Below are 12,828 nucleotides of genomic sequence, written 5' to 3'. Positions count from 1 at the left end.
GGCTTGTCAGGCACATAGCCGCTGGCTAACGTAATGCCTCCGCCTTGTCTACGCGCATGTCGATAAGCGCAAACATCCCGTTGAGCCTTTCTACCCGCAAGGAGCCTGCAGCATGCTAGCGCGCGCGTTACGCCCCGTGAGCCTTTTAAGCCTCTCCGCCATACTTACGGCCATGGTCGCACTCAGTGGCTGCCAATCATTGCTGAACAGCCGGTACGGTGACAGCGTGCACCCGGACCAGGGCATCATGCGGGTCAAGGGCCTGGCGCAAAGCGTGGTGATTCGCCGCAATTCGTTGGGCATGCCGCTGATTGAAACCACCACCTTCCACGACGCGCTGTTCGCCCTAGGCTATGTACACGCCAGCGACCGCCTCAGCCAGATGATTGGCTTGCGCTTGATGGCAGAAGGCAGACTGGCTGAAATGGCCGGCCCAGGCGTGCTGGAAATGGACCGCTTCATGCGCGCGGTCAACCTGAAGAAAAGCGCTGAGGTCCTCTATAGCAATGCCTCGCCGCGCATCAAGAAATTCTTCGAAGTCTATGCCCGTGGGGTCAACGCTTACCTGTTCCGCTACCGCGACAAACTACCGATGGACCTGGCCGAGTCCGGTTATCGTCCGGACTACTGGAAAGCCGAAGACTCAGTGCTGGTGTTCTGCCTGCTGAACTTCGGCCTGGCGGTCAACCTGCAAGAAGAAATCGCCTCGCTGGTGCTTGCGCAAAAAGTCGGTAGTGAGCAACTAGCATGGCTGCTGCCAACCTACCCCGACGAGCCATTGCCGTTTGACGAGGCCGACAAACTCAAAGGCCTCGATCTCAAGGGTCAACTGGCCGGCCTGAACGCCGTTAGCTCAGCCGTCAGTCAATTCGCCGACACCCACATGCTCGGCGTAGCGGCCTCCAACAACTGGGCATTCGCCCCGCAGCGTACCCGCAGTGGCAAAAGCCTGTTGGCCAACGATACCCACCTGCCGCTGTCGATGCCATCGGTGTGGAATTTCGTGCAGATCCGCTCGCCGAAATACCAAGCCGCTGGCGTATCGATTGCCGGCGTACCGGCCGTGGTTGCTGGTTTTAACGGAAAACTGGGCTGGGGCATGACCATGGTCATGGGCGACAACCAGGATCTGTTCCTTGAGCAGGTCAAGCAGCAAGGCGGCCGCCTGCACTACCTGGCCGACGGCAAATGGCTGCCCGCGCAGGAACGCCAGGAAACCTTCTTTATCAAAGGTCAGCGACCGATCCGCGAAACCATTTTCGAAACCCGCCACGGCCCCCTGCTGAACTCGGTACTGGGCGAGCGCAAACACATGCTGCAGCCCATGCAGCTGACCAGTCGCTACGGTTTGGCCTTGAAAACCACCCAGTTCGAAGCCGATAAGACTCTCGATGCCTTCTTCGACCTATCGCGGGCGCAATCGGTTGAACAGGCCTTCGAGGCCACCCGCGAAGTCCGCGCCATGCCGTTGAACATTGTCTTCGCCGATGCGCAGCATATCGGCTGGCAAGTTACCGGGCGCTTCCCCAACCGCCGTGCCGGCCTGGGCCTAATGCCCTCGCCGGGTTGGGACAGCCAGTATGCCTGGGACGGTTTCGCAGACCCGATGCTGCATCCGTACGATCAGGACCCGCCGCAAGGCTGGCTGGGCACCGCCAACCACCGCACAGTCCCACGCGGTTACGGCATGCAGCTGTCCAATTCCTGGTTCTATCCTGAGCGCGCCGAACGCATTGCCGAACTTGCCGCCACCGGCCGACATGACACGCAAAGCATGATTGCCATGCAGTACGACCAGACGTCACCTTTCGTGGCCAAGCTGCAGAACATGTTCAGCGCCCCCGGCATGACCGAAGGCCTGCAGGCCGCCATTGAGGCCCTACCAGCGGCCGAACGCAGCAAAGCCCGCGAGGCCTACGGTCGCCTGATGAAATTCGACGGAAAGATGGCAGCCAGCTCGGCAGATGCTGCCTTGTATAGCACCTTCCTCTACCAAAGCGCGCGGGACACCTTCCTCGATGAACTGGGCCCAGAAAGTAGTCCGGCCTGGAAGGCCCTGGTCGATACCGCCAACAACTCCTATTCAGCCCAGGCGGACCATCTGCTGGGCCGCGAGGACAGCCCATTCTGGAACGACACCCGAACTGCGCAACGCGAAGACAAACCCGCCATCCTCGCGCGCAGCCTGGCCGGTGCCATAACCCTGCTGGAAAGCAAACTGGGCAGTGAACGCAGTGCCTGGCAGTGGGGCAAGCTACACACCTACAACTGGACCACCGAAACTACCCAGCTGGCGCAGTACATGAGCGCCAGCCAACGCACCAGCATCAACGCCATCAAGGGCTATCTCGACCGTGGTCCCTACCCAGCCGGCGGTGATCACGGCACGCTGAACGTTGCAGCCTACAAATGGGGGGAAAATTTCGATACCTGGCTGATCCCAGCCATGCGCATCGTGGTCGACTTCGGCCGCGAAGAGCCGCTGATCGGCCTCAATAGCTCCGGGCAATCCAGTAACCCAGCCAGTAAGCATTACGCTGACGGTATCGACGCTTGGCTGAAAGGCAGCTACATGAGCTTCCCATTCCAGTCACAAAACCTCGACAAGGTCTACGGCAGCAAGCGCCTGCTGCTGATGCCGGACAATTGAGCTGAGCAACTGCCAAATGACCATTCGTCGGCAACCGCTGAACCAATTCAGCGGTTGCTGCTCAGATAAAGCGGACTTACTCCACACATCATCGTTTTAGGGCGCCTCTGGCGCCCTTTCTTTTGCCCGCAATTTAGCTCAGCAAACTGCGATCAAAGGTAAAAACTCCAGATGCCTGAGGTTCATGTGCGATGAGCGATTGAGGCCGGCCCATCTTCGGGTAGTTCTTCTCGCCGGTATCACTGATCCAGCCCTGCTGCTTCATTTTTTCCAGGCGACCACGCAGGGTGGTGTGCTGTACTGCCTGCCCCAGGCAGGCCTGAAACGCCAGCAACGCCTCGGTCACGGTAAAGCGCGGGGGCAGCAAATAGAGCGGCAGCGAGGTGTACACCGACTTGCTGGCCAGCCGCTCCAGCGCTTGCGCCACCAAATGCACATGGTCGAATGGCAGCGCGAAGCGCTCGTCGAGCACCTGCGCCAGGCTGACAAAACACAGGTCCTCGCCCAGCAACGCGGTATCGGCGGGCAACAGGGCCAGGTAGAAGGTGCTCAACGACCAGCCACGCGGGTCACGCACCGCGTTGCCCACTGTCGCCACCTGCTCCAGGTGCTGCGGCTGCACCCGCGCCTTTTCCTGCAATGCACGCGTCGCAGCGACATCCAGACTGAGGTCGGCGCAGCGACCGTTGACCAGCACACCGGGCAACGCCCACTGCCCGGCGAACGGTGCCTGGGCACGACGAATCAGTAACAGTTCCAACTCGCCCGCCCCGCTCAGACGCAGCGCAACGATATCCACGCTGGCCAGCACTTTTGCAGATCCCATCATCCCTCCAATTCCTTCGACTTATTTCATCTTGACCAATAACCCGACGAAATTCACGTATTTCGCAGAAAAGCGCTTGACCACATATTACATCAGATGGAATATGTGGCCATGCAAACGCGCAACAAGGAGCGCTACCCATGAAAATCGCCAGCTTCGACGTCGATGCACAGAAAGGCTTTACCCCGCTGTGTCCAGATGAGCTGCCGGTGGCCGGTGGCGAACAGATCGCCCCCGCCCTGAATGAGCTGGCCAGCCGCGCTCACCTGCGCCTGGGCAGCAAGGACGCGCACAGCCCGCAAGCCGCCTGGATCGCACCGAGCCATGCCGAGATGCTCAAGCCGCTGCCGCTGGTCAACGCCGATCTCAGCTGGGTCAGCCACTGCGTACCGGGCACGCCTGGATTCGAGCTGCTGGATGAACTGCCACTGCCGCTGGACTACGACTACTTCGTGTGGAAAGGCGTCGAGCCGGACCTGCATCCCTACGGCGCCTGTTACCACGACCTGGCCGAGAAGCGCAGCACGGGCGCCATCGAGTTTCTCCTGCACAATGGCGTGCAGCGCGTACTGGTGGGCGGTCTGGCCCTCGACTACTGCGTGAAGACCACCGCCCTGCAACTGCGCCGTGCCGGTTTCGAGGTCGGCGTCTATCTGCCGGCCTGCCGCGCCATTGCCGAAGCAACCGCGCAAAACGCCTGCAGCGAGATGTGCGCAGCAGGCATCGAGCTGTACGCCAGCCTGAACGAGCTGGACGCGGCCCTCAACACGGATAAGAGGATCTGATCATGGGTGAAAGCGTATTTGCCGAGCGGATCGTGCAGAACCTGCTGGATACCGACTTCTACAAACTGACCATGATGCAGGCGGTGCTGCACAACTACCCCAACGCCGAGGTGGAATGGGAGTTCCGCTGCCGCAACGCCGAGGACCTGACGCCCTACCTGGCCGAGATCCGCTATCAGATCGAGCGCCTGAGCGAGCTGAGCATGAGTGCTGACCAGCTGGCCTTCCTCGAACGCATTCCGTTCATCAAGCCAGACTTCACCCGTTTTCTCAGCCTGTTTCGCTTCAACCTGCGCTACGTGCACACCAGCATCGAAGACGGCCAGCTATGCATCCGCCTGCGCGGACCCTGGCTGCATGTGATCCTCTACGAAATCCCACTGCTGGCCATCGTCAGCGAGGTGCGTAATCGCTATCGCTACCGCGAAGTGCTGCTGGAGCAAGCCAGCGAGCGTCTTTACCAGAAGCTCGACTGGCTCAAGGGCGAGGCTTCGGCCGCCGAGCTGGAAGGTTTCCAGATCGCCGATTTTGGTACCCGCCGGCGTTTTTCCTACCGGGTACAGGAACAGATGGTGCACATTCTCAAGCACGACTTCCCTGGACGTTTCGTCGGCACCAGCAACGTGCACCTGGCCCGCGAGTTCGACCTCAAGCCAATCGGCACCATGGCCCACGAATGGCTGATGGCGCACCAGCAGCTAGGCCCGCGGCTGATCGACAGCCAAAGCGCCGCGCTCGACTGCTGGGTACGCGAATACCGCGGCCTGCTTGGCATCGCCCTGACCGATTGCATCACTATGGATGCCTTCCTGGCCGACTTCGACCTGTACTTCGCCAAACTGTTCGACGGCCTGCGTCACGACTCCGGTGATCCACTGCGCTGGGCAGAAAAGGCCATCGCCCACTACGAAAAACTGGGTATCGACCCTAAGAGCAAGACGCTGGTGTTTTCCGATGGACTCACTCTAGATAAATCGCTACAGCTCTACCGTGCACTTTACGGACGGATCAACGTAAGCTTTGGCATCGGCACCAAGCTGACCTGCGACATTCCCGGGGTCGAACCAATGAACATCGTGATCAAGATGACCGGCTGCAATGGCCAGCCAGTCGCCAAGATTTCCGATGCGCCGGGTAAGACCCAATGCCGCGACGACAACTTTGTCAGCTATCTAAAACATGTTTTTCGCGTCAGCGACGCCCAGTGAGGACTTTGAAATGAGCAATCGCCAAGCCGAAATCGCCGCCGCCCTCGATGTAGTCGCGCCTTTCGCCGATACCGCTGCGCTGGTGGCGCAGATCGACAAGCGCAAGACCTTTATCAAACAGTGCCTGCAGAACGCCGGCCTCAAGGTGTTGGTACTGGGTATCAGCGGCGGCGTCGACTCACTGACTGCCGGGCGCCTGGCTCAGTTGTGCGTAGAAGAATTGCGGACGGAAACCGGTGATCAGACCTATCGTTTTATCGCCGTGCGCCTGCCCCATGGCACACAGCATGATGAGCAGGACGCTCAGGATTCGCTGAAATTCATACGCGCCGATGAAGAGGAGACGGTGAATATCGCAGACAGCGTAGTGGGCCTCGGCGAGCAGGTGACACACCTGAAGAAGCTCAGCGATGCCCGCCGCGACTTCGTCACCGGCAATATCAAGGCACGTATCCGCATGGTGGCCCAGTTCGCCATCGCCAACGCCAACAACGGCCTGGTGATCGGCACTGACCACGCGGCCGAGGCGGTCATGGGCTTTTTCACCAAGTTCGGCGACGGTGCCTGCGACCTCGCCCCGCTATCAGGCCTGGTCAAAGGCCAGGTGCGCGCCATCGCCCAACACCTGGGCGCACCGGCAAACTTGGTGTTTAAAGTGCCTACGGCCGATCTGGAAGAACTGCGCCCCGGTAAGCCGGACGAAGAAGCTCACGGCGTCAGCTACGCGGAAATCGATGCCTTCCTGCACGGCCAGCCCGTGCGCGAGGAAGCCTACGCCATCATCGTGCGCACCTATGACGCCACTCGCCATAAGCGCGAACTACCGCTGGTTCCCTGAGTTTCTGAAACCCATGAAAAAGCCGGGCATTGCCCGGCCTTTTTCGTTACCGCGACCGATCAAGCCCTGGGCAGGGTCACACCCAGCTGGCCCTGGTACTTACCACCACGATCCTTGTAAGACACTTCGCATGCTTCATCGGACTGCAGGAACAGCATCTGCGCTACACCCTCGTTGGCATAGATCTTCGCCGGCAAGGTGGTGGTATTGGAGAACTCCAGAGTCACATGGCCTTCCCACTCCGGCTCCAGCGGCGTGACGTTGACGATGATGCCGCAACGGGCGTACGTGCTCTTGCCCAGGCAAATGGTCAGCACGTCGCGCGGAATGCGGAAGAACTCCACGGTGCGAGCCAGGGCGAAGGAGTTCGGTGGAATGATGCACACATCACTTTTCACATCGACAAAGCTCTTCTCATCGAAGTTCTTCGGGTCAACAGTCGCCGAGTTGATGTTGGTGAACACCTTGAATTCATCGGCGCAGCGCACGTCATAGCCATAACTGGAAACCCCGTAGGAGATCAGCCGCTCAGCCCCCTCGTTGCGCACCTGGCGCTCAACGAAAGGCTCGATCATGCCGTGCTCTTGAGCCATGCGGCGAATCCACTTATCCGATTTGATGCTCATGGCGGTTGTCCTGCTATAGGCGAGATGATGAAAAAGTGAGCGCATCTTACCGGGGCTGACGGCAGGGTTCAAAGGCTGTTGCGCCTGCCCGCGTGCGCAGCGGAAAAACCACCTATTGATCGGTAAATAACAGAAAGATGCACAGAGCATTCGCGCTTAGCGCTAAAAGCGGGTATGGTGAGCTCACTGTGCTGCATGTGTCACCGCGAATCGCTACCTGATGCCTAGATTTCGATCAAACATCGTCCGACTCCTAGTACTCGTTGCACTCAGTCCCGGCCTGGGCTTTTCCAGGGCTGTTATTACTTTTGTTAGGAGACATTCACATGTCCAATCGTCAAACTGGCACCGTTAAGTGGTTCAACGATGAGAAAGGCTACGGCTTCATCACCCCACAATCCGGTGACGATCTGTTCGTACACTTCAAAGCTATCCAGAGCGATGGCTTCAAGAGCCTGAAAGAAGGCCAACAAGTGACTTTCGTGGCCACCCGTGGTCAGAAAGGCATGCAAGCTGAGGAAGTTCAGGTTGTATAACCTGCACTAACCTAGCTTGATAAAAGCCCCGCCTAGTGCGGGGCTTTTTTATGGACGCTGGTTTATCTGCGCAAGGGATAGGGCGCACTGGCGTGCGCCACAACAGAATCAGTCTTCGCTGATCACGATGGTCGGCATGGCCTGCTGCACACCACCTTGAGCAATCCGCGCACCGACGTTGCGCGCCGTTTCCTGATAGATCATCGCAATCTGGCTTTCTGGGTCAGCCACCGTGGTCGGCTTACCGCCATCGGACTGCATGCGAATGGCCATCGACAGCGGCAGCGACGCCAGCAGATCGACACCAAACTGCGCCGCCAGCTTCTCGCCGCCACCCTCGCCGAACAGATGCTCGGCATGCCCGCAGTTTGAGCAGATATGCACGGCCATGTTTTCCACCACACCAAGCACCGGAATATTCACCTTACGGAACATCTCCACGCCCTTCTTGGCATCGAGCAGTGCCAGATCCTGTGGCGTAGTGACGATCACAGCGCCAGCCACCGGTACTTTCTGCGCCAGGGTCAGCTGGATATCACCGGTACCTGGCGGCATATCGACCACCAGGTAATCCAGATCATCCCAGGCGGTCTGGGTGATCAACTGTAGCAACGCGCCAGACACCATCGGCCCGCGCCACACCACCGGAGTGTTCTCGTCGGTGAGAAAAGCCATCGACATGACCTCCACACCATGGGCCTTGAGCGGCACAAACCACTTCTGATCCTTCACCTGCGGCCGCGTGCCTTCAGGGATACCGAACATGATGCCCTGACTTGGCCCATAGATATCCGCATCGAGAATGCCGACCTTGGCGCCTTCACGGGCCAACGCCAGCGCCAGATTGGCTGCGGTGGTGGATTTACCCACCCCTCCCTTGCCAGAGGCCACAGCGATCACGTTCTTCACATTAGCCAGCGCAGGCACCTGATCCTGCGCCTTGTGCGCTTCGATCACACAGTCGATCTGCACCTGAGCCCGCTCAACGCCATCCAGGTTTTCCAGGGCCATCTGCAGCATCTGCGCCCAGCCACTCTTGAACAACCCCGCGGCATACCCAAGCACCAGATGCACCTTGACCTGAGCACCCTGAATATCCACCTCGCGCAGGCAACCGGCGCTGACCGGGTCCTGATTCAGGTGCGGATCGGTGTAGTGGGACAAGGCGGCTTCGACCGCTGCACGGGTAACAACACTCATGGAAGGCTCCGAAAGACTGAGTAAAGCAGGCGGGCATATTACCCCAGGCCAACCCCATAGGTACGCATCGGCAGGCATTGCCCGCGCAAGGATGAAAAAAATCCGCCGCCCCTATATAGTTGCCGGCTCCTCTGAGTTACCAATGCAGCCGATCCCATGAGCCAAGCCCGCAAGATTCTCGTCACCAGCGCCCTGCCCTACGCCAACGGTTCGATCCACCTTGGCCATATGCTCGAGTACATCCAGACCGACATGTGGGTGCGTTTCCAGAAGCTGCGCGGTAACCAGGCTATCTACGTCTGCGCCGATGACGCCCATGGCTCGGCGATCATGTTGCGCGCCGAGAAGGAAGGTATTACCCCGGAACAATTGATCGCCAACGTGCAGGCCGAACACACCGCCGACTTTGCCGATTTCGGGGTCAATTTCGACAATTACCACTCCACCCACTCGGACGAAAATCGCGAACTGTCGGCGGCCATCTACCTGAAACTGCGTGATGCTGGGCATATCGCCACCCGCTCGGTGACCCAGTACTTCGATCCCGAAAAGGGCATGTTCCTCGCTGATCGTTTTATCAAAGGCACCTGCCCCAAGTGCGCGGCGGAAGATCAGTATGGCGACAACTGCGAGAAATGCGGCGCCACCTACGAGCCGACCGAGCTGAAGAACCCACGCTCGGCCATCTCCGGTGCCGTACCGGTACTGCGCGATTCCAAGCACTTCTTCTTCAAGCTGCCGGACTTCGAGACCATGCTGAAAAGCTGGACCCGCAGCGGCGCTCTGCAGGATGCAGTAGCCAACAAGATCGCCGAATGGCTCGATTCCGGCCTGCAGGAGTGGGACATCAGCCGTGATGCGCCCTACTTCGGCTTTGAAATCCCCGACGAGCCGGGCAAGTACTTCTACGTCTGGCTGGATGCGCCGATCGGCTACATGGCCAGCTTCAAGAACCTCTGCGCACGTACGCCGGAGTTGGACTTCGATGCGTTCTGGGGTAAGGATTCGACTGCTGAGCTGTACCACTTCATCGGCAAGGACATCGTCAATTTCCACGCCCTGTTCTGGCCGGCCATGCTCGAAGGTGCCGGGTACCGCAAACCGACCGGGGTCAACGTACACGGCTACCTGACCGTCAACGGCCAGAAGATGTCCAAGTCACGCGGCACCTTTATCAAGGCGCGCACCTACCTGGATCATCTGAACCCCGAGTACCTGCGCTACTACTACGCCGCCAAGCTGGGCCGTGGCGTGGATGATCTGGACCTGAACCTGGAAGACTTCGTGCAGAAGGTCAACTCGGATCTGGTCGGCAAGGTGGTCAACATCGCCAGCCGCTGCGCCGGGTTTATCCACAAAGGCAACAATGGCCTGCTGGTGGCCGGAAATGCCGCGCCGGAACTCACCGACGCCTTCCAGGCCGCCGCACCGAGCATCGCTGAAGCCTACGAGGCCCGCGACTTTGCCCGCGCCATGCGCGAGATCATGGCCCTGGCCGATCGCGCCAACGCCTGGATCGCTGACAAAGCGCCCTGGTCCCTGGCCAAACAGGACGGCAAGCAGGATGAGGTGCAGGCCATCTGCGCCCTGGGCGTTAACCTGTTCCGCCAGTTGGTGATCTTCCTGAAACCAGTGCTGCCGCAGCTGGCCAGCGACGCCGAGACCTTCCTCAATGTCGCTCCGTTGACCTGGGACGATCACCAGACGCTGCTGGCCGACCACCAACTGAACCCGTTCAGCGCTCTGCTGACCCGTATCGAACCCGCGAAAATCGACGCCATGATCGAAGCCTCCAAAGAAGACCTGGCCGCCAGTGAAGCCGCTCCAGCAGCCGCTGGTAACGGCGAGCTGACGAAAGACCCACTGGCCGCCGAAATCGCCTTCGATGCGTTCGCCGCAGTCGATCTGCGCATTGCACTGATCGAGAAGTGCGAATTCGTTGAAGGCGCCGACAAGCTGCTGCGTCTAACCCTGGATATCGGTGACGCCAAGCGCAACGTGTTCAGCGGCATCAAGAGCGCCTACCCAGACCCAAGCAAGCTGGAAGGCCGCCTGACCCTGTACGTGGCCAACCTGGCCGCGCGCAAGATGAAGTTCGGCATCAGCGAAGGCATGGTTCTGGCGGCCGGCCCTGGCGGCGAGGAGATCTACCTGCTCAGCCCGGACAGCGGTGCCAAGCCAGGACAGCGGGTCAAGTAAGCCCCACCAAAGCAAGGATGCTGAAAATGAAAAAAAGGACGGCAACCCGGCTGCTGAGCTGGCTGTGGCGGTGCATCACCGGTAACTGCGCACGAGACATTCGATGAAGAAGTCCGAACTTGTCACCACCTTCGTGCTCTCCGGCGGAGTTCTGCTTGCAGCTCTCCATCACGGCGATGTCTACCGCGATCAGTACCGGACCAAGGCCGAATGCGAAGCCGACTGGGGCAGCTACGCAGGCTACTGCCAGGAAGGCTCTTCGGCTAGCTACAGCGGACGCTACTACTATGGCCCCAGCTACGAGCACAGTGCCCGCCCTGTAACCAGGCAGCCTTACAACGTTGCGAGCCGGGAGACGATCAAACGCAGCGGTTTCGGCTTCAGCGGCGCACGCTATTCGGCGGGCGGTTGATGCGACGGGTCGACTTCGTTCCACGCCCGCACTGGCGCAAGCAATGCGAAGAACTAGGTTTCACCTTCCACAGCATCGACGGTACCTACTGGGACGAGTCGGCCGCCTACGAGCTGAGCCTGGCCCAGGTCGAGATGTTGGAGGATGCCGCCGAAGAGCTGCATCGTCTCTACTTGGAGGCCACGCAGTGGGTGATCGAGCAACGCCACTTCGCCCCCTTCGCTCTGCCACCTGGCGCGCAGCAACTGATCATCGACTCCTGGCAGCGTCATGAGCCGGCGCTCTATGGTCGCTTCGACTTTTCCTGGAACGGCCAGGGCGCACCTAAATTGCTCGAGTACAACGCCGACACGCCCACCGGCCTGCTAGAGGCCAGCGTGGTGCAGTGGTACTGGCTGCGCGACATGCGGCCTGAGGCCGACCAGTTCAACTCGCTGCACGAGAAACTGATTGAGCGCTGGCGTCAGATCGGCCGCGGCCGCGTGCATTTCACCGCCATCGAGGGCCATGAGGAAGACACCGGCAACGTCCTCTATATGCTAGATGTTGCCCACCAGGCTGGGCTGTCGACCCAGTATGTACCGATCGAAGCGATCGGCTATGACCAGCAGCGTCGTGGCTTCGTCGACCAGCACGAACAGCCCATCGAACATTGCTTCAAACTCTACCCTTGGGAGTGGCTACTGCAGGACGCGTTTGGCGCTCATGTCGGCGCAAGCGGTATCCGCTTCCAGGAGCCGGCGTGGAAACTCTTGCTGTCAAGCAAGGCCATGCTGCCGATCCTCTGGCAGCGCAATCCCGGCCACCCCAACCTACTGCCAGCCAGCTTCACCGCCGACCTGCCCGAACCCTATGTACGCAAACCGCTGTATGCAAGGGAGGGGCAGAACATCCAGATAGTCGGTGCCGGGCTGACGCTGGAGAGCGACGGGCCACACGCCGCCGACGCCTGCATCTACCAGGCTTACGCGCCGCTGCCGCGCTACGGCGACAGCTACACCGTGCTGGGCTGCTGGATGGTCGGCGAGCAGCCTGCAGGCCTCGGCATCCGCGAGGACGCCACACCCATCACCCGCGACAGCAGTCGCTTCCTCCCCCATTACTTCATCGAGTGATCGTCATGGCCATACTGCAGAACCTGGGTAACTTCCTCCTTTATTTCGCCGTCGCGTTGGCGCTGTTCGGCCTGTTTGCCATCATCTATCTACGCTTGACGCCCTATGCCGAACTCAAACTGATCCGCCAGGGCAACCTGGCCGCCGCCGTGGCCCTGCTAGGTGCAATGCTCGGCTTCGCCCTGCCGCTGGCCAGTTGCATCGCCCATAGCGTCAGCCTGCAGGACATGGTTATCTGGGGCGTAATCGCCTTGCTGGTGCAGGCACTGGTGTACCTGGCCGCAGCGCGTCTGCTACCGGAATTGAAACACGGCATCGCTAATGGCCAACTGGCACACGGTGTATTCCTCGGCGGCCTAGCCCTGGTCGTTGGTCTGCTCAACGCAGCCTGCATGGTGTATTGATTCAAACGAGCAGCACTGCACCACCGAAC

General features: G+C 60.0%; 12 protein-coding genes. 9 read left to right on the top strand and 3 right to left on the bottom strand.

The window, feature by feature from the left end:
- Positions 1-172 precede the first annotated feature (172 nt).
- Entirely contained in the window at positions 173-2,650 is a 2,478-nt protein-coding gene (locus DBR00_RS17315; protein WP_371920678.1) for a penicillin acylase family protein, read from the top strand.
- A gap of 133 nt (positions 2,651-2,783) precedes the next feature.
- On the opposite strand, the gene DBR00_RS17310 is transcribed toward DBR00_RS17315, so the two are convergent.
- Positions 2,784-3,476 (bottom strand): NUDIX domain-containing protein, encoded by a 693-nt coding sequence (locus tag DBR00_RS17310; protein ID WP_108488090.1) that lies wholly within the window; start codon positions 3,474-3,476, stop codon positions 2,784-2,786.
- 140 nt (positions 3,477-3,616) lie between these two features.
- Here DBR00_RS17310 and DBR00_RS17305 point away from each other — a divergent pair, with 140 nt between their 5' ends.
- Genes DBR00_RS17305 through nadE form a run of 3 tightly spaced genes read left to right on the top strand, consistent with a single transcriptional unit; the run spans position 3,617 to position 6,307 of the window.
- Positions 3,617-4,261, top strand: coding sequence for an isochorismatase family protein (locus DBR00_RS17305; protein ID WP_108488076.1), 645 nt, complete (start codon positions 3,617-3,619; stop codon positions 4,259-4,261).
- Between the two features lie 2 nt (positions 4,262-4,263).
- Entirely contained in the window at positions 4,264-5,469 is a 1,206-nt protein-coding gene (gene pncB / locus DBR00_RS17300; RefSeq protein WP_108488077.1) for a nicotinate phosphoribosyltransferase, read from the top strand.
- Positions 5,470-5,479: 10 nt separating this feature from the next.
- The gene (nadE, locus tag DBR00_RS17295; protein WP_108488078.1) at positions 5,480-6,307 is read left to right on the top strand and encodes an ammonia-dependent NAD(+) synthetase; all 828 of its coding nucleotides are present in this window, start codon (positions 5,480-5,482) and stop codon (positions 6,305-6,307) included.
- 59 nt (positions 6,308-6,366) lie between these two features.
- Here nadE and dcd read toward each other — a convergent pair whose 3' ends face one another.
- Positions 6,367-6,933 (bottom strand): dCTP deaminase, encoded by a 567-nt coding sequence (gene dcd, locus DBR00_RS17290; RefSeq protein WP_108488079.1) that lies wholly within the window; start codon positions 6,931-6,933, stop codon positions 6,367-6,369.
- Between the two features lie 326 nt (positions 6,934-7,259).
- On the opposite strand from dcd, the gene DBR00_RS17285 reads away from it, so the two are divergent.
- Positions 7,260-7,469, top strand: coding sequence for a cold-shock protein (locus DBR00_RS17285; RefSeq protein ID WP_004423761.1), 210 nt, complete (start codon positions 7,260-7,262; stop codon positions 7,467-7,469).
- A gap of 108 nt (positions 7,470-7,577) precedes the next feature.
- Here DBR00_RS17285 and apbC read toward each other — a convergent pair whose 3' ends face one another.
- Entirely contained in the window at positions 7,578-8,669 is a 1,092-nt protein-coding gene (gene apbC / locus DBR00_RS17280; protein ID WP_108488080.1) for an iron-sulfur cluster carrier protein ApbC, read from the bottom strand.
- Between the two features lie 156 nt (positions 8,670-8,825).
- Between apbC and metG the strand changes: the two genes are divergently transcribed.
- The 4 genes from metG (at position 8,826) to DBR00_RS17260 (ending at position 12,799) form a co-directional block, all read left to right on the top strand.
- Complete coding sequence (metG, locus tag DBR00_RS17275) at positions 8,826-10,868, top strand: methionine--tRNA ligase (RefSeq protein ID WP_108488081.1); 2,043 nt, start codon at positions 8,826-8,828, stop codon at positions 10,866-10,868.
- Positions 10,869-10,971: 103 nt separating this feature from the next.
- A complete protein-coding gene (locus DBR00_RS17270; RefSeq protein ID WP_108488082.1) occupies positions 10,972-11,280 on the top strand; it encodes a hypothetical protein in 309 nt (102 codons plus the stop codon).
- The gene (locus tag DBR00_RS17265) at positions 11,280-12,395 is read left to right on the top strand and encodes a glutathionylspermidine synthase family protein (protein ID WP_108488083.1); all 1,116 of its coding nucleotides are present in this window, start codon (positions 11,280-11,282) and stop codon (positions 12,393-12,395) included. The genes DBR00_RS17270 and DBR00_RS17265 overlap by 1 nt, the downstream gene beginning before the upstream one ends.
- A 5-nt stretch (positions 12,396-12,400) precedes the next feature.
- Complete coding sequence (locus DBR00_RS17260; protein WP_108488084.1) at positions 12,401-12,799, top strand: DUF350 domain-containing protein; 399 nt, start codon at positions 12,401-12,403, stop codon at positions 12,797-12,799.
- Positions 12,800-12,828 lie beyond the last annotated feature (29 nt).

Origin of the sequence: Pseudomonas sp. HMWF032, from assembly GCF_003060885.1 — a bacterium.
Classification (GTDB): domain Bacteria; phylum Pseudomonadota; class Gammaproteobacteria; order Pseudomonadales; family Pseudomonadaceae; genus Aquipseudomonas.
This window is presented reverse-complemented; position numbering and strand designations above follow the sequence as displayed.

Coding starts and splice junctions, on each gene's coding strand:
- DBR00_RS17305 (WP_108488076.1), top strand. CDS start 3,617: ATGAAAATCGCCAGCTTCGACGTCGATGCACAGAAAGGCTTTACCCCG.
- DBR00_RS17310 (WP_108488090.1), bottom strand. CDS start 3,476: ATGGGATCTGCAAAAGTGCTGGCCAGCGTGGATATCGTTGCGCTGCGT.
- DBR00_RS17270 (WP_108488082.1), top strand. CDS start 10,972: ATGAAGAAGTCCGAACTTGTCACCACCTTCGTGCTCTCCGGCGGAGTT.
- metG (WP_108488081.1), top strand. CDS start 8,826: ATGAGCCAAGCCCGCAAGATTCTCGTCACCAGCGCCCTGCCCTACGCC.
- dcd (WP_108488079.1), bottom strand. CDS start 6,933: ATGAGCATCAAATCGGATAAGTGGATTCGCCGCATGGCTCAAGAGCAC.
- pncB (WP_108488077.1), top strand. CDS start 4,264: ATGGGTGAAAGCGTATTTGCCGAGCGGATCGTGCAGAACCTGCTGGAT.
- DBR00_RS17285 (WP_004423761.1), top strand. CDS start 7,260: ATGTCCAATCGTCAAACTGGCACCGTTAAGTGGTTCAACGATGAGAAA.
- DBR00_RS17260 (WP_108488084.1), top strand. CDS start 12,401: ATGGCCATACTGCAGAACCTGGGTAACTTCCTCCTTTATTTCGCCGTC.
- nadE (WP_108488078.1), top strand. CDS start 5,480: ATGAGCAATCGCCAAGCCGAAATCGCCGCCGCCCTCGATGTAGTCGCG.
- DBR00_RS17265 (WP_108488083.1), top strand. CDS start 11,280: ATGCGACGGGTCGACTTCGTTCCACGCCCGCACTGGCGCAAGCAATGC.
- apbC (WP_108488080.1), bottom strand. CDS start 8,669: ATGAGTGTTGTTACCCGTGCAGCGGTCGAAGCCGCCTTGTCCCACTAC.
- DBR00_RS17315 (WP_371920678.1), top strand. CDS start 173: ATGGTCGCACTCAGTGGCTGCCAATCATTGCTGAACAGCCGGTACGGT.